The organism is Rothia nasimurium (assembly GCF_928381705.1).
Taxonomy (GTDB): Bacteria; Actinomycetota; Actinomycetes; order Actinomycetales; family Micrococcaceae; genus Rothia; species Rothia nasimurium_G.
Window position 1 is genome coordinate 112,541 of sequence record NZ_CAKMSR010000003.1, and the last position, 20,492, is coordinate 133,032.

Below are 20,492 nucleotides of genomic sequence, written 5' to 3' on the forward strand. Positions count from 1 at the left end.
TTTGCAATGCTGCGCCCCAAAACCGGCTTTCTGCGTAGATTCCCAGGTAAAGACCTAGTTACCTGCCACCTCTTCGGCGGCAGATGCGTTATAGGCCTGAGCGTTGAGGATGCGGACGGCATCATCGAGCAGCTCCCGCACCAGTCGCACCAGGGCGGTGGGGGCGTCCGTATGCTCAGCTAGCCAGCGCTCGGTGGCGCGGACGACCGGGTGGGTTCCCGCAGTGCCCTCTGCCAGCTCTACCGCCGGGTAGAGGCCGCGAATAACGCGGGTAGCCATACCGCCGGTACGGGCAGCCCAGGTGGGTACAAGAAGCTCAAAGAAAGCGTCCCGGTAACCGGTGCGCAGCTCCTCCGGCCCGTGCTGGAAACCAGCAGCGGTCGCCGACAGCAACTCATTCGAAAGGCCCATATCTTCAGTTACCAGGTTCCAGGCAGCCTGCTTCGCAGCCGCCACCGGCAGAGCAGCGGTCGCAAAAGCATAGCCACGCTCAGCCGTAGCAGAAGGACGGAAAGACCGCGCCTCATCCAGCTCCTGCTGGGTCACCGCGTCCTGAACCGCAAGCGCCCCCAGAGCCTTCCAACCCAGAGTCTGGTTATAGCTCATACCAGGAGCATCAGAAATAAAGCCCTCAACCTGCCCGCTCGCACCCCGCGCCAGATCCTGAGCGAACTCAAGACCCAGCTGCGAATGCGCCGACACAGACAGCAGCGCCCGCACCAGAATCAGCTGCTCATCGCTACCCTCCTTCGCACCGGCAAGAGCCTCAGACAGCGCAGCATACAGGGCATCCCACAACTCCCCACGAGCACCCGCCGGAGTGTACAAAGAAATCGCAGCCTGCGCCTGATCCACAATATTCGACAGAAGAGTAGCGGACGGCTCAGCAGCGGCAGCCTGCCCTACAGCCAGCACAAACCGGCGGCTAGCAAGCTTGCCATCACGCACCATATTCCACAAACTACCCCACAGCAGACCCCGCGACAGAGCATCCTCCACCGACGACACCTGACTCAAAGCAAACTCAAGCCCATCAGCCTCAGCCAGGGCAACCTTCGCATAGGTCAAATCCTCAGCATTGAGCAAAACCACATCAGCAGCAGCCACAAGAGCCTGCTCCTGATCAGTCAACCCAACAAGCACCTCATTCTGACCCACAGGAATATCAGCCGACACCACACCCGTAGGCACCAGACGCCCGCCCTCAGACGCGAACAGGGCAATCTTCAACAGATGCGGACGCCCCAACTCAGCCGGAACACCCACAGGCAACTGCTGACGCACCACCAACTGCACCGAACCATCAGCACCGGTCACACGCTCACACGACAGCTCAGACAAACCACTCGTCTGCAACCACGCCTCAGCCCAAGTACGAACATCACGATCAGAGACCTCATCGAGCACACCCAAGAAATCATCAAGAGTCGTATTACCCCACTCAAACCGCTTAAAGTAAACCCGCGCAGCCTCAATAAACTGATCAAACCCAACATAAGCAACTAGCTGCTTCAGGGCGCTCGCACCCTTGGCGTAGGTAATACCGTCAAAGTTCTGACGGGCGGCTTCAAGGTGGGGGATATCCGCAACAATCGGGTGAGTTGTCGGCAGCTGATCCTGACGGTAAGCCCAAGCCTTACGGGAGTTCGCAAAGGTGACCCAGGCGTCCTTATAGCCATTGGCCTCAGCAGCGCCCAGGTGCCCCATGAAGTCTGCAAAAGACTCCTTGAGCCACAGGTCATTCCACCACTTCATCGTGACCAGGTCACCAAACCACATGTGGCTCATCTCGTGGCAAATCACATTAGCCCGGCCCTCAAGCTGGGACTCGTCGGCTCCAGAGACGAAAATGTAGCCCTCGGTGAAGGTCACCAGGCCCGGGTTTTCCATGGCCCCCAGGTTGTACTCCGGAACAAAAGCCTGCTCGTACTTGGGGTAGGGGTAGGCATAGTCAAAGAGGTCCTGGAAGAAGTCCAGGCCCTGCTTGGTCACGGCAAAGATGTTCTGGTAGTCAAAATGCTCTTTGAGGGACTGGCGGCAGTAGGCAACCAGGGGGATAGGCCCAGAATTAACAGCGGACGCCGGGGTATAGGTATCGAAAGCGGTAAAGTACTCGCCCGCCACAATAGCGGTGATATAGGTAGAAATACGGGCAGTCGGCTTGAAAACACGCTTAGAAATCGATGAATCTGACGGATCATCAATTTCGCGATCCAGTTCAGCATTTGAGCTCACCACCCAGCTCTTAGGAGCCGTAATACGGAAGTTGAACACAGCTTTGAGGTCGGGTTGCTCAAAATTCGGGAAAACCCGACGACAATCCGCCGGCTCATACTGGGTGTAGAGATAAATCTTGCCATCGGCCGGGTCAATGTAGCGGTGCAGACCCTCACCCGAGCGGCTAAAGTATGACCGCCCCTTGATAGTGAGAGTATTCTCCGCCTGCAAACCCGGCAGGACAATACGGGAACCCTCAACCACCTCATCAACAGGCAGCGACACCCCGTTCAGCTTCACCGACTCCACCGACTGATGAATGTAGTCAATAAAAGTACTAGCACCCTCAGACGCCGTAAATCGAACAGTCGTAGCAACCGGATAAGTTTCAAAATCAGAGCTGGCATGAGTGAGATCAACATGCACATCGTAGGTATCAACGCTGATAGTACGGGCCCGCAGAGCGGCCTCTTCTTGAGTCAAATTTTCGTTATTCACATCACCATAGTAAGCCCCTGTATGTACAAGGTCGAGTTAGAAAGTGCTGGTGGGGTAGTGGAAGGTGGATTTTGCACGTTCGCTAAACCTTGTGTATAGTAATAACTCGTTGCCAGCACGGCTTCAGTTGAAGTCTGCAAGACACCTTGCGCGGGTGGCGGAATAGGCAGACGCGCTAGCTTGAGGTGCTAGTCCTCGTATTAGAGGGTGGGGGTTCAAGTCCCCCCTCGCGCACAAGAAAACCCCATGTGGGATATAGAAAAACCGGCTCCTGTCAACAGGAGCCGGTTTTTTGTTGATTTAGGCCCCTCTGCTGCGAGTCAGGCTCTGGCGGAATTTTATACCCCGGTAGATTATCAACTTTACTCATCAGTTAAACTGATTATTTTTGCCTGGCGCCCTTAAAAAATTTTGAAATCGGTGGCAGCTCCCAGCCTCCAAGCCAGTCTCTCTAGCCTTAGACCGGCGATAAACTAGCCCTATGCAGCCTACTGAACCCCGTGCGTCCGCCCCGCTCCTTGACCATACCTACAGCGAGACCTTCCCCGACCTCACCCGCCGTGCCCAGCCGGACATCCCGCAGGGTACCCGCCTGGCCTGGCTCAACGAGAATCTTGCCCGCGACTTGGGGCTGAACCCGGCCTGGTTGCGCACTGACGCCGGTCTAGCTTGGATGACTGGCAGGGGAGAGGCCCCCACGGTCGCCCTGGCCTACTCGGGCTACCAGTTCGGGCAGCTCTCGCCGGTGTTGGGTGACGGTCGGGCCCACCTCATTGGCGAACTGGCTACCCCCGCGCGAGAAGAAGGCGGTGGGGTTGCCCGTTGCGATCTGCACCTGAAAGGCAGTGGCCGGACGCCCTTCTCGCGCCCCGGTTCGGACGGTAAGGCTCCACTGTCGGCGGCCTGGCGCGAGGCTGTCATCGGAGAGTCCCTGCATGCGCTCGGCCTGCCGACCACCAGGGCCCTGGCCGTGTTCGAGACCGGAGAGAAGGTGCAGCGCCGCGCACCTGAACCGGAGCCGGCGGGTCTGGTCCTACGTGTTGCCGCTAGCCACCTGCGGGTAGGTACCTTCCAGTATGCCCAGTATCACTGCGACCCTGAGGTACGGGGGCAGCTGGTCGATTATGCCCTGGCCCGTCATTACCCTGACCTCATCTCGGGAGAAACCAGCAGTGAACGGGCCCTTGCTCTGCTTCGGGCCGTGGCGCGGCGGCAAGCTCACCTGGTAGCTAGCTGGCAGGCGCTGGGGTTCGTGCACGGGGTGCTCAATACCGATAACGTGACTATTTCCGGCGAGGCTATCGATTTTGGCCCCTGCGCTTTCATTGATGCTTTTGAGCGCGGCAAGGTTTTTAGTTCTATCGACCGCCAGGGCCGCTACGCCTACAACCACCAGCCCGGTATCACCGCCTGGAACCTTTCCCGTTTTGCCGAAACCCTGCTCGATATCATCGACCCTGAAGACCCGAACCGGGCAATCCACCTAGCCACCGAAGTGATCTCGGAGTTTGAAGATGAAGTGGTAGAGCAGCAAATAGCGGCATTTGCTGCCAAGCTGGGGATTGACCGGGGTGGGGTTGGTGAGGGCGTCCGCGCCCAGGTAGGCAGGTTTGGGCAGGCAACCCTGGGGCTACTCGAGCGCCACGCGCTGGACTTTACAGGGTTCTTTAGGTCTTTGACAGAAGGAACCTGCCTGCTACCCGAGGAAGACCGGCAGGGCTGGTTGACTCGGTGGGAAGAACTGAAGGTCGCTACAGGTACTACCCCTGAATGGGCCACGGAACTCATGCTGGCACATAACCCTGTCTACATCCCGAGAAATTTAGCCCTCGACGCTGCCCTACGGCAGATGGAGCGTGGAAACCAGCAACCGATTGAGGAGCTGCTGGAAGCCGTCAGTAACCCCTTTGAGCGCCATGCCGGCCTGGACTATCTGGAAGGCGCTCCTGCCGAGTCCCGCTTCTTCACGAGCTTTTGCGGAACATAGAGCAACTTCTCTTATCTAGAATTTGGTTTAAAAAGGCCGGGGCCTGCCGCCGAATTCATCGGTGGCAGGCCCCGGCCTTCTGCTATTGGGAGTGCCTAGCGGGAGCGGCATCTTCAGCCTGCTTGTTGCCCTGAGCGTTCTCCTGCAGACCCGAAGCTGCACGCAGCGGGGGAGTCTTGAAGAAGAGAGTCAGAACAAAGGCCAGAATGGTGGCAAAGAAGCCAACCCAGTAGACCGACAGGGTTGAAGCGTTGAAGCCAACCATGAAGGGGCGGGTGAGGCGGGCGTCCGCACCGGTGAGGTAAGAGGTATCAGAGGTTGAAACGCCTGAGCCTTCACCATCGGTGGAGGTAGAAGAAATCTGCTCTGCCAGGGTGGGGGTGAGCTGGTCTACCCAGTAGGAGCGCTGGGCTTCATCGGACCAGTCAACGGCCAGGGTGCCGTCCTGAACCGACGCGTGAGCCTGCTCGGCGGCAGATGCCAGTGCGGCCTCTTCAGCGGCCGGGGTGGCTTCAGCTACCTGGGTGTCAATGAAGGTCTGGGCCTGGTCGGCAGGCAGGGCACCAGCGTCAACCTGGGCCTGAACCGCAGCAGAAACCTGCTGGTACACCGTATCGTCGGCGGCGGTTCGAGCCTGGTCAGAGGCGGTTGAGAGCTGAGAGGCGATAGAGCTCTGGGCGGGCTCCACAATCTGATTCCACATCTGCTCCATGATGCCCTGGTTTTCAGGAGCGGAGGCCACTGCGGGAGTCAGCGCGGCGTCAAGACCCGAACGCAGGTCGTCCTCGTTGCCCATGGCCTTCATGATGTTGCCGGGCATAGCTGAGAAGAGAACCGACAGCAGGACGGCGGTACCCATGGTGCCACCGATCTGACGGAAGAAGGTGGCGGCGGAGGACGCCACACCCATGTAGGAGGGAGCAACAGCATTCTGGGCTGCCAGGGTCAGGGACTGCATGAGCTGACCCAGGCCAAGACCCATGATGAACATGCCTAGCATGAGGAACCAGAGGGGGCGGTCCGCTGTCATGAAGGTCAGGTAGTAGTAGGCAACTACCATGAGGGCGGTGCCCAGAATGGGGAAGATGCGGTATTTACCGGTGCTAGCGACCATTCGACCCGACACGATGGAGGCGGTCATAATACCGGCCATCATGGGTAGGGTTGCGAAGCCCGACTCGGTGGAGGTTAGCCCGGTGACAATCTGCAGGTAGAGGGGGATGGTCATCATGGCGCCGAACATGCCGAAGCCAACCAGGAAGCCCAGAAGGGACGACATGGAGAAGGCACCGGAGCGGAAGAGAGCCAGCGGGAGGATGGCGTCCTGGCCCATCTTGGATTCGATGATGAGGAAGGCTGCTAGACCCAGGGCGGAGATGACGAAGCAGGTGATGGACGCAGCGGAGGTCCAGCCCCATTCGCGACCCTGTTCAGCCACGAGCAGGAGGGGGACCAGAGCTACAACAACGCTGGTTGCACCCCACCAGTCAACGCGGGGCTTGAGGGCAGCATCGGTGATGCGAGGCAGGTGCAGGAACTTCCAGACCATAGCCAGGGCAATGATACCGATGGGGACGTTGATGAGGAAGACCCAGCGCCAGCCGGTAATCCACAGAATTTCGTCGCTACCGGCAAAGAGGCCACCGGTGAGGGGGCCGAGCACGGAGGAGATGCCAAAGACGGCCAGGAAGTAGCCCTGGTACTTGGCGCGCTCACGGGGAGCCAGCATATCGCCCATAATCGCCATAGGCAGAGACATGAGGGCGCCCGCACCGATGCCCTGGAAAGCGCGGAAGGCAGCCAGCATAATCATCGAGGTGGAGAAGCTGGAAAAAAGCGAACCCAGAATAAAGACGACGATACCGAAGAGGTAGAGGGGGCGACGGCCGAAGAGGTCGGAGAGCTTGCCGTAGATAGGGGTGGTGATCGTGGAGGTGATCATGTAGGCGGTGGTGACCCACGCCTGCTGTTCTAGGCCGTGGAGGTCATCACCGATCGTCCTGATAGCTGTAGAGACGATGGTTTGATCGAGGGATGAGAGGAACATGCCCGCCATAAGACCGACGATGACCAGCATGATTTGCCGATGGGTCATGAGGGGTTGGTCTTGGGTGGTTGTCTGCTCTGGTGTAGCTGGTGCTGTAGACATGACGAACCTTTAGGTCTGGAGTGAATTGCGGGTTCGCGCGGTTTTGCTTGGTCTACGGTGCGCGGACGCTTGTGGCGGGCGGTTGCGTAGTCTTGGGTTCGCGAACTTAACAAGCTTAAGTGCAGTTCTGCAAAAATACTTCCTTCTGAAAGCGTCTTGTGCGCCACAGTGGGCAGGGTGGCTTGAAATTATCTACGTAAGACCGGGTGTGAGCTTTCACAAAGGGTCATCCTGCACATATTTGGTTTTGTGGGCTTTTCTGACTAAAGGTCAGCAAAACCCCAAATGAAAAGCAGATAAACCCACATAAAAGCGTATTTTTTCTGGCATACTTGAGATGTAACGAACACAAAACAACCGCACAGCATCTGCTGAAAGGAACCTCCCATGGCTCTCGAAAAGAAGAACACCAAGCTCGGCGTTATCGGCGCAGGTGGTGTTGGTTCAGCAACCGCCTACGCAGCAACCCTGCGCGGCGCAGCTGATGAAATCGTTATCTACGACATCGCCGGTGAGCGCGCTGAGGCAGAAGGCCTCGATATCGCCCACGGCACCATGTTCGCCCACGAAGCTGAAGTTTCAGGCAGTGGCGATGTAGAAATCCTGCGCGACTCAGACCTCATCATCGTTACCGCAGGCGCCCGCCAGAAGCCCGGCCAGCCCCGCCTCGAACTGGCAGAAGCAAACGTCAACATCTTCAAGTCCATGCTTCCCAAGGTCATGGAGGTAGCCCCCAACGCTATCCTCATGATCGTCACCAACCCCTGCGACGTCCTCGCCGTTGTTGCTCAGAAGATCACCGGCCTGCCCACCGAGCGCTGCTTCGCATCCGGTACCGTGCTCGACTCATCCCGCCTGCGCTGGCTGATTGCTGAAAAGGCCGGTGTCTCCATCAAGTCAGTTCACGCCAACATCGTTGGTGAGCACGGCGACTCAGAATTCCCCGTCTGGTCAGCAGCCAACATCGGTATGGTTCCCCTTGACGAGTGGACCAACGAAGACGGCGAAAAGGTCTTCACCGAAGAAGTCAAGGCAGAACTGGCAGAAGAAGCCATGCGTGCAGCCTACAAGGTCATCGAAGGTAAGGGTTCCACCAACTACGCCATCGGCATCTCGGCGACCCGCATCGCCGAAGCTATCCTGCACGGCCAGGACGCCGTACTCAACGTCGCAACCCAGGTACGCGGCCGCTACGGCATCGAGGGTGAAGCCGCTCTCTCACTGCCCTCAGTTGTCTCCCGTGACGGCGTCAAGCGTGTACTCGACGTCCCCATGACCGACGAGGAAATCGAGCGTCTGCGCGCCTCAGCCAACGCCATCAACTCCTCACTGGCAACCCTGGGCTTCTAAAACCGGATAAGCACTAGCGCATCCGAAGCCTAGCCCTATAGACGGTGCCGCCCCGCTCCCACCCGAGCGGGGCGGCACTGTTATGTGTGATTCACCAAATTTTCACCGCCCGGTATTTCCCACGCACTGAGAAAGGGGGTAACGTCTACTGTATGAGTAATAACCCTCGTGCCGAACTGGCTCACCTGACCGCCGCCCTCGAAGAGCACCTCAACGCTATTATCAATAGCCGCGGTGAACACGACGCCGCCGTCGACAACACCTACGTAGCCATCGCAAACGCCTTTGAACGCTACGAAGAAGCCCTGTTCGACGCCTACGAAGAGGTCACACCGCTCGAAGTTTTCATCGAAGATGAAGATGACGACGATGACTTTGACTACGACTTCGATGATGAAGACGACGAAGACGATGACGAGGTGGAGTACTACCTCGATGAAGAGCAGAAGTAGACCGGTTATCTAGGTTCTACCTGTTATTCCAAGCACAGCACCGCGAGCGGTGCTGTGCTTTTTCTTTGACTCGCGTAGAGTTTTCTGCTGTGGAATGGATACAAGCAATCATCCTGGGTCTCGTCCAGGGTCTAACTGAGTTTTTGCCGATCTCGTCATCGGGTCATATTCGTATCGTGGGTCAGTTCTTGCCGAACGGTGAGGACCCCGGTGCGGCTTTTACCGCTATCACCCAGCTGGGTACTGAAGCGGCTGTTTTGGTCTTCTTCTGGAAGGACATCGTTCGCATCATCAAGAACTGGTTCGGTTCTCTGGTGGGCAAGGTTGATAAGAAGGATCCGGACGCCCGCATGGGCTGGTTCATTATCATCGGCTCCCTGCCGATTGGTATTCTGGGCATCCTGCTGGAGAACTACATCGATTCAACCTTCCGTAGCCTCTGGATTACCGCAACCATGCTGATTGTGTTCGCAATCTTCCTGGGTATTGCAGACCGTATCGGTCGCGAACAGCGCGAGCTGAAAGACCTCACCATCAAGCACGGTATTCTGTACGGTTTCGCGCAGGCCCTGGCCCTGGTTCCCGGTGTTTCTCGCTCCGGCGGTACTATCATGGCCGGTCTGCTCATGGGCTACACCCGTGAGGCTGCCGCCCGTTACTCCTTCCTGCTGGCAATCCCCGCGGTTTTCGCTTCGGGCCTCTACAAGCTGGCAGGCAGCATCTCTGAGGGCTTCACCGGCTACTACGGTTTCGGTTCCACCATGGTCGCAACCCTGGTTGCTTTCGTGGTCGGCTACCTGATCATTGGCTGGTTCCTCAAGTACGTTTCCAACAAGAGCTACAGCATCTTCGTCTGGTACCGTATCGCGCTGGGTCTTGCCCTGTACATCCTGCTGGGCACCGGCGTCCTCGCCGCGTAGACCTGTCTCACTTTTTACCCGCCCGGAAATACCTTTCCGGGCGGGTATTGTTTTAGGAAGAGAAAAAGTGCCGCCCGAGGCTATTTGGGGTAGGCGCACATCAACTATCGTGAGGTTTTCATGCGAGCTTGGGACCAGCCCACCATTCCGTCACTACCGGGGCAGGCGCCCCTTCCCACCGTCTTTGATACTGCGGCCGGAGGCCGGCAGACCCTTGAGCGTGAGAGCCGCGCCGGGCTGTATGTCTGCGGTATTACCCCCTACGACGCTACCCACATGGGGCACGCTTCTACCTATGTTGCTTTTGACGTGCTGAACCGAGCCTGGCGAGATGCCGGGGTAGAGGTAACCTTCGTACAGAACGTCACCGACGTTGATGATCCCCTGCTTGAACGTGCCGAAGCGACCGGCGTTGACTGGCGGCAGCTGGCTGAGGAACAGACCGAGCTGTTCCGTACCGATATGGTGGCCCTGAACGTCATTGCCCCCGACCACTACGTGAGCGTTGTCGACTCGGTGCCCTCTGTGGCGGCTGCCGTGCAGAAACTGTTGCACGAGGGCGTGGCCTACCGCGTGCCCGGTTTCACCGATGAGCATGGTGTTACCCAGCCCGACGGTGATATCTACTTCGATATTGAGGCCGCCCAGAAACTGGGTGAAGGCCGCGAAGGCGGCTGGTCGCTGGGTCAGGTGGCCCATTACAGTCTGGAAGAGATGCTGACCATTTTTGGCGAGCGCGGCGGTGACCCTAATCGCCCCGGTAAGCGTAATGCCCTTGACCCCCTGCTGTGGCGCGTTGAGCGGGCGGGGGAGCCTGCCTGGGAGGCGGGGGAGCTAGGACGCGGCCGCCCCGGCTGGCATATCGAGTGCAGTGTGATCTCGAGTGAGTTCCTGGGCGCACCCTTCTCTGTTCAGGGCGGTGGCTCTGACCTGATTTTCCCGCACCACGATTTGGGTTCGAGCCATTCCTTTGCCCTGAACGGTGAGCCTATGGCCCGCCACTACATGCACACCGGCATGGTGGGTCTTGACGGGGAGAAGATGAGCAAGTCCCTGGGTAACCTGGTGCTGGTGTCGAAGCTGCGGGCTGCCGGTGTAGAACCTGCTGCTATCCGCCTGGCGATTATGGATAACCACTACCGCACCGACTGGTTCTGGCAGGAAGATTTGCTGACCAAGGCCCAGGGGCGTCTGGAACTCTACCGCTCGGCTGCGGAAGCTGCCGAGGGGCAGCCCGATGAGGCCGCCCTTTCCCTGCTTGAGAGCGTCCGCCAGCATCTTGCCGACGACCTCAACACTCCCGCCGCTCTGGTTGCCCTTGACCAGTGGGCCCTCTCTACCCTTGAGAACGGTGGTGCCGGCGGTCAGCTGGTAGCCGACCTGCTCATGGCCCGCCTGGGTGTTGATTTGGTACCTGCTGCCTAGTTGTCGTCCTGGTCCTTGAGGAATTTCTCGAACTGGGCCGCAATATCTATTTGGCTGAGGTCAGCGATATCGTCGTTGGCCTCAGCTATTGATTCTAGGGTTCGTACGTAGCTGGCCAGCTCGGGCTCGTCCTCGATGAGGGCGTCGGCCTGGTGGTTCCAGCTGGCGATGTCGTCTGCGCTGCGCTCTAGGGGCATGGGGAAGCCCAGAATCGCTTCGAGGGCAGAGAGCAGGGTGAAGGTTGCCTTGGGGTGGGGCGGCTCAGGCAGGTAGTGGGGAACCGAGACCCAGAGGGAGAGCGCCGGTATGTGAGCCTGCCCGGCCTCGAACGCCAACACGCCGATCAGGCCGGTTGGGCCCTGGTAGGCATTGGCTTCTACGCCCTCTAAGGCGAGGACGCTACTGGTATAGCTGGTGACGCTTAGCGGCAGGGGCCGGGTATGGGGGACCTCATCGAGCAGGGCCCCGCAGAAAACAACCAGGTCAACCTGTTCCCGCTGCACCAGGTCTTTAAAACGCTCGATGTAGGCCTGCCAGTTCATGGAGGGTTCGGGACCCGAGAGGGTCAGCAGGCGGACGCCGGCGGTGGTGTGTGCCTCGGTGAAGACTGTATCGGGCCAGGCAATGCGCTGGGTGCCGTCCTCGTCGATACTCAGAAGAGGCCGGGTTTCGGTGTAGTTGTAGCAGCCGCTCACGTCAAAGCCGGGCGCCGGTGTGGCGGGGTAGTGCTCCCACAGTGCGCGGAAGGCGTCGATAACGGCATCACCGGCGTCATTCCACCCAGCGAAACCGACCAGGAGCACGGTGGGGGCGTGAGCCGGTAGGGTGGAGGTGCTTGCAAAATGGTTCAGAGCGTTGAGGGGGAGGGGCTGATTAATCACCCCCATATCCTACTCCTGATAGGCCGTAACCTCTACAGGCAATAGACTAGAGAGTTCCGGGGCGGTAGCTCCGGTGATGTAGCGCTCAGGAGGTAAAGGTATGACGTCCCATCCGGGTCTTCGGATTGGTTCTTTCGCGGGGGCGCCAATATATCTGCGCCTCTCCTGGTTCCCCCTCATGGCTTTGGTTGTGGTGGGTTACGGTATGAATCTGGCGTCATTGCGGTCTTTAACAGAGGTGCAGGGCTATCTCGCTGCAGGTGTGGTTGCCGGTACCCTGGCGCTGGGAGTCTTCGCCCACGAACTGGCACACGCTGCGGTGGGCCGGGCACGGGGGGTACGGATCTCGTCTATCTCCCTGAACATGTGGGGCGGGCAGACCAAGATGCAGACCGCTTCGGCGGCTACCTCGCTACTGGTGTCGGTGGCTGGCCCGCTGGTGAACTTTGCGGTAGCGGCCCTGTGCCAGCTTATCTGGCTGGTGACGGGTTCCGCCGACTTCTTTGGCTTCGCCTTAGCTGCCCAGGTCAACCTTGCTATCGGTATTTTTAACCTGATACCGGCCTTCCCCCTCGACGGTGGCTATGCCCTCGAAGCCCTGGTCTTTATCCTGGTAGGACGCCGGTCGGTGGCAACCCGGGTGACGGCCTATACGGGACTTCTGCTCCTTGCCCTCTTAGCTAGCGCCCTGCTCTTTACCGGCCTGTGGCGGTCCCCCTGGGTGTTACTGGTGGCCGCTGCCCTGGCCTTTTATCTGTGGAGCGGTACCAACCACTCCCTCAAACAACTCGCGCAGGATTCTGACCCTCACCATCCCCTACGGGCGTCCGCCCTGATGGTCCCCGCCCAGCTCGCTGACCCGCACAGCAGCATCGGTGGTGCCCACCAGCGCTGGGACGGCGTATCCCACCTTCTCCTGGTAGAGCAGCAGGGAACATCCGTGCACCCCCTTGCCCTCGTTGACCCTACAACCCTCGCTGCCTCGCTGGGCACTCTTGACCAGCAGCCCCTGGCCGCTATCGCCCAGCCCCTTGCAGCCCGCACCCTGGACATGCAGACCGGTTACATCGACACCCTCGATGAGTACAGCGGCTTTGCCCACTACCGGCTGCCCGAAGAGCAGCGGGGGCAGAACCTCACCTGGGTGGTGATGGACGCCGCCACCCCCGTAGGTCTGGTAACCTCCCAGGCCATGACCCAGGCGGTGCTGGCCACCGTGGGCGCTGGCACGTCTTCATCTAAATGACCCCACCGCGCTTTTCTGAGACAATAGAAGAAACCAGACCAAAAACGAAAGAGAAATCTGACCTTATGAGCACCCCTACCGGTAGTGTCAACCGTCGTGGCCCCTTCCGCCCGGGAGAGCGCGTCCAGCTAACCGACGAGCGCGGACGCATGACCACCATTACCCTGGCTGAAGGCGGGGAGTACCACTCTCACCGCGGTTTTTTTAAGCACAGCGAGCTCATCGGCAACGTTGAGGGCACCGTGATTGAAAACTCCGAGGGGTTCAAGTTCCAGGCCCTGCGCCCGCTCTACAAGGATTTTGTGCTTTCTATGCCCCGCGGCGCTGCCGTGGTCTACCCCAAGGATGCCGGCCAGATTGTGGCCATGGCCGATATCTTCCCCGGTGCCCGCGTGATTGAAGCTGGCGTCGGCTCCGGTGCCCTCTCTATCGCCCTGCTGCGGGCCGTGGGGGACGGCGGCCACCTGCGCTCTTTCGAACGCCGAGAAGAATTTGCCGATATCGCCCGCGGCAACATCGAGACCTTCTTCGGTGGGGAGCACCCCGCCTGGTCGCTGACCCTGGGCGATTTGGCTGAAGCACTGGGCGAGGTTGAAGAACCCGGTAGCGTAGACCGCGCCGTCCTCGACATGCTGGCCCCCTGGGAGTGCCTGGATGCTGTAGCCACCGCCCTGGCGCCCGGTGGCGTCATCATCTGCTACGTTGCAACCGTAACCCAGCTCTCCCGCGTGGCTGAGGCCCTGCGCGCCGATGGCCGCTTCACCGAGCCCGAATCCCACGAAACCATGGTACGAGGCTGGCACGTTGAGGGCCTGGCAGTGCGCCCCGACCACCGCATGGTAGCCCACACCGGCTTCCTCATTACCGCCCGCCGCCTAGCTGACGGGGCAGAGCGTCTGGCCCCCAAACGCCGTGCCTCAAAGACCGATTTCTCAGAAGAGGATATGAACGCCTGGACTCCCGCAGCCCTGGGCGAGCGCAATGTCTCTGACCGTAAGCTCCGCCGGGCCGGTCGCGATGCCCTGAACCTGGCTGAAAAGGCCGCCTCCGCCGCCCAAAAGGCTGAGGCAGCGCAGGCTGACCAGGATTCCGAAAACTAAAACCCCATGACGGCCCCGCCACCCGATGATTGGGGTGGCGGGGTTCTGACTCACCGGTGAGTCGTCACCAGAAGGAAGTGCCCCAGCATGAGTGAACGTTTAACCGTTTCGTCGGTAGATTACGAGCGTATTCTGCGGCAGCTCAATATCGCTAACGATAACCGCCGCAATCTGGATCGGCAGTTGCGGGCGGCTGGCGAGCGTAACCAGAAGCTGGTGACGGCTCTGACCAAGACGAAGAACGAGATTGAGCATTTGCGCATGGCGCTGGCTCAGGAGGTGGCTCCGCCGCTGAATTCTGCCCTGGTGCTGAGGGTGCACGGGGCGACGATAACCTACCAGGATCTTGCCGAGGGTAAGACTCCGGCTGAGATTGAGGAGCATCTTGATGTGCTCTTGGGCGGCCGCCTGGTGCGTATCACCTGCTCACCCCTGCTACCGATTGCCCAAGTGAAGCCGGGTATGACCGTCCTGCTCAACGAGCAGACCCAGGCCGTGGTGTCGCTGGGGTTTGAGGGCTACGGTGATGTGGTGACGGTGCGTGAGGTGCTCGATCACGATCACCTGGTGGTTGACCTGCCCAATCAGTCTAAGGCTGTGGCCCGCATCTCGGGCGCTCTGGACCCGGACGAGCTGCGGGTGGGGGATACCGTCACCTACGATTCGCGTATTCAGATGGTGACCTCCCTGGTTCCCCATACCGATGCCCAGGAGCTGGTGCTGGAAGAGGTACCCGATGTTACCTATGACAATATCGGTGGTCTGGGTGACCAGATTGACCTGATTAGGGACGCCGTTGAGCTACCTTTCTTGCATCCCGATATTTACCGCCAGTACCGCCTTACCCCGCCCAAGGGTATCTTGCTGTACGGCCCTCCTGGCAATGGTAAGACCCTGATTGCCAAGGCTGTGGCTAACTCTCTGGCTGCGCGGGCTGCGGAGCGGTCTGAGAATGGTAAAAAGACCGGCTACTTCTTGAACATCAAGGGTCCGGAGCTGCTGGATAAGTATGTGGGTGAGACCGAGCGACAGATTCGCGATATCTTCTCTGCTGCCCGCGACAAGGCACGCGCGGGCCACCCCGTGGTAGTTTTCTTTGACGAGATGGAGTCGCTCTTCCGCACCCGCGGTTCGGGCCGGTCTTCGGACGTAGAAACTACCATTGTGCCCCAGCTTCTGGCTGAGATTGACGGGGTTGAGAGCCTGGATAACGTCATTGTGATTGGTGCGACCAACCGCGAAGACATGATTGACCCGGCCGTGTTGCGCCCGGGGCGTTTGGACGTGAAAATCCGTATTAACCGCCCCAACCGGGCCGGCGCTGCCGAAATCTTCGGGCTTTACCTGACAGAGGATCTGCCGATTAGTCAGGCTGAGGTGGCACGAGCTGGGTCCCAGCAGCAGGCGGTTGCCAGCATGATTGAGACGGTCATCGAGAATCTCTTCTCCGCTGAGCCGGCGAACCGCTACATCAGTGTTGATTTAGAGAACGGCGTGAGCCGCTGGCTCTTCAGGGGCGACTTCCTTTCGGGTGCCGTGATCCGCAATATTGTCGATCAGGCTAAGAAGCTGGCGATTAAGTCTTACCTGTCTACCGGGGCTGAGGGTATCAGCACCGAGCACCTGCTTGAGGCCGTGCGCGCAGAGTTCGAGGATCAGGTCGAGGTTCCCCAGGCTAGCGAAATTGAGGATGTTCTCTCTACCCTTAACATTCGTCTGCGCGTGCTTAACGCCGCCCCGGCTCGTGCCGTCGATACCGGAGCGGGGGTCTAGCGATGACTGTTCGCCGTATCATGGGGGCCGAGACCGAGTATGGGGTTCATGCCCCGTCAAAGCCCCACGCCAACCCCACGGTGCTCTCTGCCTTTGTGGTCAACACCTACGACACCCTTTTCAAGCAGGAGCTCTCAGCGGCCCTTGAGACCCGCTGGGAGTACGGTTCAGAAGCACCGCTAGCCGATGCGCGCGGTTTCGACATGCCGCGCGAGCAGGCCCACCCCACCCAGCTAACCGATACCGCCCACGTGCTCACCAGCGAAGATATCGCGGCAGAAGCCCTGAGCGAGGCCGGGCATTTTGCCGAGCGTATCGACTGGGATGCGGTCACCATGAACTCGATTCTGCCCAACGGGGCCCGTTTTTATGTGGACCATGCCCACCCCGAGTACTCCTCGCCCGAGGTGACTAACCCGCGCGACGCCGTCCTCTGGGATGCGGCAGGCGACCACATCGCCGCACAAACCGTAGCCACCATTGAAAAGGTAACCGCTAGCCAGAGTTCGGCTATGCCTGCGGTCAACCTCTACAAGAACAATACGGACGGCAAGGGCCAGTCCTACGGTTCCCACGAGAACTATCTGGTGCCCCGCACCGTCGATTTTGAGTACCTGGCAGCTAGCCTGCTGCCCTTCTTCGCTACCCGTCAGGTCATGGTGGGGGCAGGACGGCTGGGCTTGGGTACAGCGGGGGAGCAGGCAGGTTTTCAGATTTCCCAGCGTGCTGACTTCTTTGAGCGCACCGTCGGTCTGGAAACCACCGTCCGCCGCCCGCTGATTAACACCCGCGACGAGCCCCACGCCGACAGCAACCGTTATCGCCGCCTGCACGTGATTACCGGTGACGCTAACCTGTCGCACACCTCCAACCTGCTCAAGTTCGGCACCATGTCCCTGGTACTGAACCTCATCGAGGCCAAGACTGCTCCTGCCATTAAACTGGCTGACCCGGTTGCTGCCATGCACACGGTCAGCCACGACCTGACCCTGAGCGCCAAGCTGCCCCTCGCGGGCGGGGGCAGCATGAGCGCCCTGCAGATTCAGCGGGCCTACCTCGATGCTGCCATCGCGCTAGAGACCAACCCCGATGAGGCAACCGCCGAGATTCTGCAGCTTTGGGGCGAGGTGCTAGAGGCCCTGGCAGATAACCCCCTATCCCTGGCCGACCGCCTGGACTGGGTTGCCAAGTACGCCCTACTGAAGGGCTACGTTGACCGGGGCCTGAGCTGGGATAACCCCAAGCTGGCCGCCATCGACCTGCAGTATTCGGACGTCCGCCCCGGCAAGGGCCTGTACCACAAGCTGGTAGCCCTGGGCCGCATGAAGACACTCTTCAGCCCCGAAGACATTGCCCGGGCCGCCGCCGAGCCGCCGCGCGACACCCGTGCCTACTTGCGCGGTAAACTCATCACCACCTGGCCCGACGAGGTCGTGGGAGCCAACTGGGACACCCTCTCGGTACGCAACCCGCTCTCCATCGACCTGCACCGCCTGACCATGGATAACCCCGAGTACTTTACCGCCGAAATCGTTGAACCCCACCTGGGGCTAGAGCACGCAGACCAGCTTTTTGCCCTACTGGCCGGCCAGCAGCAGCACAGCTAGCCGTCATATCACATAGAAAGAGAGACATCATGGACCGCATTCAGCGTCAGAACACCACCTCAACCACCTCCCAGCAGGTAGAAGAAGTAGCCATCGCCCACCAGAACACCGAGGTGAACGAGCAGGCAGTATCAGACATCGATGACCTGCTGGCAGAAATCGACGGCGTGCTCGAAGAGAACGCCGAAGACTTCGTCAAGGGCTTCGTCCAAAAGGGCGGCCAGTAGGCCCAGCCCCTCACAAGCAGCCAGTACCCGCCCCAACGCCTAAGGAAGACCCGTGGAACGCAGAATATTCGGCATCGAAACCGAGTTCGGCATCAGATACATCCCGAAAGGGCTTGGCCCCCTGGCCCCAGAAGAGGCCGCCCGCAAGCTCTTCAAACCGGTGGTAGACACCTGGCGTTCCTCCAACGTCTTCCTGCCCAACGGCGGGCGACTCTACCTCGATGTGGGATCCCACCCCGAATACGCCACCGCCGAGACCGCCTCGGTTCGCGATGCCCTGATTCAGGACAAGGCGGGGGAGTACCTGCTCAATGACCTGGTCAACCAGGCAGAAGATTCCCTCGAAGCAGAGGGCTATCAGGGGCAGATCTTCCTCTTCAAAAACAATGTTGACTCGGCGGGCAACTCTTTCGGCTCCCACGAGAACTACATGCTAGAGCGCAAGGTGGAGTTCTCCCGCCTGGTCCGCTCCCTGATTCCCTTCCTGATTACCCGCCAGATTGTGGTGGGGGCGGGTAAGGTACACCCGGCAGGCCCCCCGCAGTGGGGCGGACGTCCGCTCGGGCCAGAGGGGCAGCCCAGCTTCTCCTTCTCCCAGCGCGCCGACTACATCTGGGAGGGCTCATCAACAGCCACCACCAGGGCCCGCCCCATCATCAACACCCGCGACGAGCCCCACGCCGACGCCTCGCTCTACCGTCGTATGCACGTCATCAACGGGGATTCCAACATGTCGCAGGCCACCACCCTGCTCAAACTCGGGGCTACCGACCTGGTGCTTCGCATGCTTGAGGACTACTACCCCCTCGAGAACTTTGAAATCAAAGACACCGCCACCGCCCTGCGCGTTATCTCCCACGACCTGACCGGCACAGCAACCTTCCCCCTGGCGGACGGCCGTGAAGCCAACGCCCTGACCCTGCAACGTCACTACCAGGTGGCTGCCACCCGCTACATCGAAGAGAAAGGGGCCCACCACGAGGACGTGCCCTATATCCTGGATCTCTGGGGCCGGGCCCTGGATGCGGTGGAAAGCGGCGATACCTCCCAGATCGATACCGAAATTGACTGGGCCATCAAAAAGAAGCTACTCGATACCTACATCGCCCGCGGGGCCAGCGGCTACGACGACCCCAAAATCCAGCAGCTTGATTTGGCCTACCACGATATCGACCCCGCACGAGGCGTCTTTGGCCTGCTCACCCGCAAGGGCCTGGTCAAGAACCTGGTCAGCCCCGATGACATTGCCCATGCCACCGTGCACCCTCCTGCCACCAGGGCCTCCCTGCGCGGCCGCTTCATCAGTGCTGCCCGCAACGCCGGCGAGCCCTTCACCGTGGACTGGGTACACCTGAAACTCAACAACAAGCCCCACCTGACCGTCATGTGCAAGGACCCCTTCGCCACCGAAAGCGCCGCCATGGACGACCTGCTGGCCACCCTCAACCCCGGCCCCCAGGACGCCTGGTCCCCACCCTTTATCTAGGCAAACCGGCAAATTACCAGACCCCACCCAGCTCTATCCGCTAGTATGTACGCGGTGAATAAAAGCGTTCTGCTGAAGAGCGCAACCTCAAGGAAAGTGAAACCAGTGAAGAAAAAGTCAGCCCTTTTCGCATCCAGCGGCGCCGTGCTCGCCCTCGTTCTGTCTGCCTGCGGCGGCTCCGGCAGCGGCAGCAGCCTCTCAGATGTCGACTACTCCATGAACGGGGCAACCGCCGAACCCTCGGTTTCCTTCGCAACCCCCTTCGCAGCCAACGGCACCGAAGCCTACAAGATTGAGGACGGCGACGGCGCCACCATCGAGGACGGCGACAGCCTGCTCGTTGACGCCACCGTCTTCAGCGGAGCCGACGGCACCTCCCTGGGCACCACCTACACCGACGCACCCATGATTATCCCCGTGGGCGAAGACCTGAAGAACGCCGCCCCCGAGCTATACGACATTCTGATCGGCTCAAAGGTCGGTATGTCCTTCTCTTACTCCACCAACATCGATACCACCTCCACCTCAACCGCTGAGGCAACCCCCACCGTTTCAGCAGGCACCGCCACCAACGTCGAGGTCTACACCGTCTCCGGTAAGCTGCTCAAGAGCGCTGAAGGCACCGAGAACGAGAAGAAGTCATCTGCCCTGGAAAGCTTCTCCCTTGCCGATGACGGCACCGCCACCCTGACCCTGTCACCAGACCGCGGCGATGCCCCCACCGAGCTTTACACCGAAGACCTCATCACCGGCACCGGTGCAACCGTGAGTGAATCCGACACCCTCTACGTCAACTACGTTGGCGTGACCTGGTCAGACGGCACCCAGTTCGACGGTAACTTCGGCGCTACCCCCACCGCCCTCTCCCTGAACGGCGTCATCGAGGGCTGGAAGCAGGGCCTGGCCGGTAAGACCGTCGGTTCCCGCGTCCTGCTGGTCATCCCCAGCGAGCTGGCCTACGGTGAGGACGCCGCCACCAGCGGCGCCCCCGAAGGTGCCCTGGTCTTCGTGGTAGACATCCTGGGCTCCTCACCCACCCGCACCGCCGCAGCATCAGCTAGCGCCTCAGCCGACGCGTCCGCAGCTGCAACCGCAGATGCCAGCGCAAACGCTACCGAGTCTGCGAGCGCTGAAGCTACCGCCTCAGCCAGCGAATAAGACCTCTATTATCACT

The 20,492-nt window shown here is 60.1% G+C and carries 15 protein-coding genes and 1 tRNA gene; 13 read left to right on the forward strand and 3 right to left on the reverse strand.

Annotation, left to right across the window (positions count from 1 at the left end; translation table 11 throughout):
• Positions 1-54 precede the first annotated feature (54 nt).
• Entirely contained in the window at positions 55-2,715 is a 2,661-nt protein-coding gene (gene pepN / locus L6762_RS03785; protein ID WP_237185654.1) for an aminopeptidase N, read from the reverse strand.
• Between the two features lie 148 nt (positions 2,716-2,863).
• On the opposite strand from pepN, the gene L6762_RS03790 reads away from it, so the two are divergent.
• A tRNA-Leu gene (locus L6762_RS03790) sits at positions 2,864-2,949 on the forward strand.
• A 247-nt stretch (positions 2,950-3,196) separates the two neighbouring features.
• A complete protein-coding gene (locus L6762_RS03795; protein ID WP_237185655.1) occupies positions 3,197-4,702 on the forward strand; it encodes a protein adenylyltransferase SelO in 1,506 nt (501 codons plus the stop codon).
• 82 nt (positions 4,703-4,784) lie between these two features.
• On the opposite strand, the gene L6762_RS03800 is transcribed toward L6762_RS03795, so the two are convergent.
• Entirely contained in the window at positions 4,785-6,851 is a 2,067-nt protein-coding gene (locus L6762_RS03800) for an MDR family MFS transporter (protein ID WP_237185656.1), read from the reverse strand.
• A gap of 387 nt (positions 6,852-7,238) precedes the next feature.
• Between L6762_RS03800 and L6762_RS03805 the strand changes: the two genes are divergently transcribed.
• The 4 genes from L6762_RS03805 to mshC all read left to right on the forward strand — a co-directional run bounded on the left by L6762_RS03805 (position 7,239) and on the right by mshC (position 10,998).
• On the forward strand, positions 7,239-8,201 hold the full coding sequence (locus L6762_RS03805) for an L-lactate dehydrogenase (RefSeq protein WP_237185657.1): 963 nt from the start codon (positions 7,239-7,241) through the stop codon (positions 8,199-8,201).
• Between the two features lie 152 nt (positions 8,202-8,353).
• On the forward strand, positions 8,354-8,653 hold the full coding sequence (locus tag L6762_RS03810; protein WP_237185658.1) for a hypothetical protein: 300 nt from the start codon (positions 8,354-8,356) through the stop codon (positions 8,651-8,653).
• Between the two features lie 89 nt (positions 8,654-8,742).
• Positions 8,743-9,573, forward strand: coding sequence for an undecaprenyl-diphosphate phosphatase (locus L6762_RS03815; RefSeq protein WP_237185659.1), 831 nt, complete (start codon positions 8,743-8,745; stop codon positions 9,571-9,573).
• A gap of 120 nt (positions 9,574-9,693) precedes the next feature.
• Positions 9,694-10,998 (forward strand): cysteine--1-D-myo-inosityl 2-amino-2-deoxy-alpha-D-glucopyranoside ligase, encoded by a 1,305-nt coding sequence (gene mshC / locus L6762_RS03820; protein ID WP_237185660.1) that lies wholly within the window; start codon positions 9,694-9,696, stop codon positions 10,996-10,998.
• Here the strand turns inward: mshC and L6762_RS03825 are convergent.
• A complete protein-coding gene (locus L6762_RS03825; protein WP_237185661.1) occupies positions 10,995-11,879 on the reverse strand; it encodes a PAC2 family protein in 885 nt (294 codons plus the stop codon). The genes mshC and L6762_RS03825 overlap by 4 nt on opposite strands.
• Positions 11,880-11,979: 100 nt before the next feature.
• Here L6762_RS03825 and L6762_RS03830 point away from each other — a divergent pair, with 100 nt between their 5' ends.
• The 7 genes from L6762_RS03830 to L6762_RS03860 all read left to right on the forward strand — a co-directional run bounded on the left by L6762_RS03830 (position 11,980) and on the right by L6762_RS03860 (position 20,476).
• Positions 11,980-13,125 (forward strand): site-2 protease family protein, encoded by a 1,146-nt coding sequence (locus L6762_RS03830; protein WP_237185662.1) that lies wholly within the window; start codon positions 11,980-11,982, stop codon positions 13,123-13,125.
• Positions 13,126-13,190: 65 nt separating this feature from the next.
• The gene (locus L6762_RS03835) at positions 13,191-14,225 is read left to right on the forward strand and encodes a tRNA (adenine-N1)-methyltransferase (RefSeq protein ID WP_237185663.1); all 1,035 of its coding nucleotides are present in this window, start codon (positions 13,191-13,193) and stop codon (positions 14,223-14,225) included.
• A gap of 87 nt (positions 14,226-14,312) precedes the next feature.
• The gene (gene arc, locus L6762_RS03840) at positions 14,313-15,998 is read left to right on the forward strand and encodes a proteasome ATPase (RefSeq protein ID WP_237185664.1); all 1,686 of its coding nucleotides are present in this window, start codon (positions 14,313-14,315) and stop codon (positions 15,996-15,998) included.
• 2 nt (positions 15,999-16,000) lie between these two features.
• Positions 16,001-17,605: a depupylase/deamidase Dop gene (dop, locus tag L6762_RS03845; protein WP_237185665.1), complete on the forward strand. Its 1,605-nt coding sequence runs from the start codon at positions 16,001-16,003 to the stop codon at positions 17,603-17,605.
• 29 nt (positions 17,606-17,634) lie between these two features.
• Complete coding sequence (locus L6762_RS03850; protein WP_237185666.1) at positions 17,635-17,832, forward strand: ubiquitin-like protein Pup; 198 nt, start codon at positions 17,635-17,637, stop codon at positions 17,830-17,832.
• A 52-nt stretch (positions 17,833-17,884) separates the two neighbouring features.
• Entirely contained in the window at positions 17,885-19,318 is a 1,434-nt protein-coding gene (gene pafA, locus L6762_RS03855) for a Pup--protein ligase (RefSeq protein WP_237185667.1), read from the forward strand.
• Between the two features lie 105 nt (positions 19,319-19,423).
• Positions 19,424-20,476 (forward strand): FKBP-type peptidyl-prolyl cis-trans isomerase, encoded by a 1,053-nt coding sequence (locus L6762_RS03860; protein ID WP_237185668.1) that lies wholly within the window; start codon positions 19,424-19,426, stop codon positions 20,474-20,476.
• Positions 20,477-20,492 lie beyond the last annotated feature (16 nt).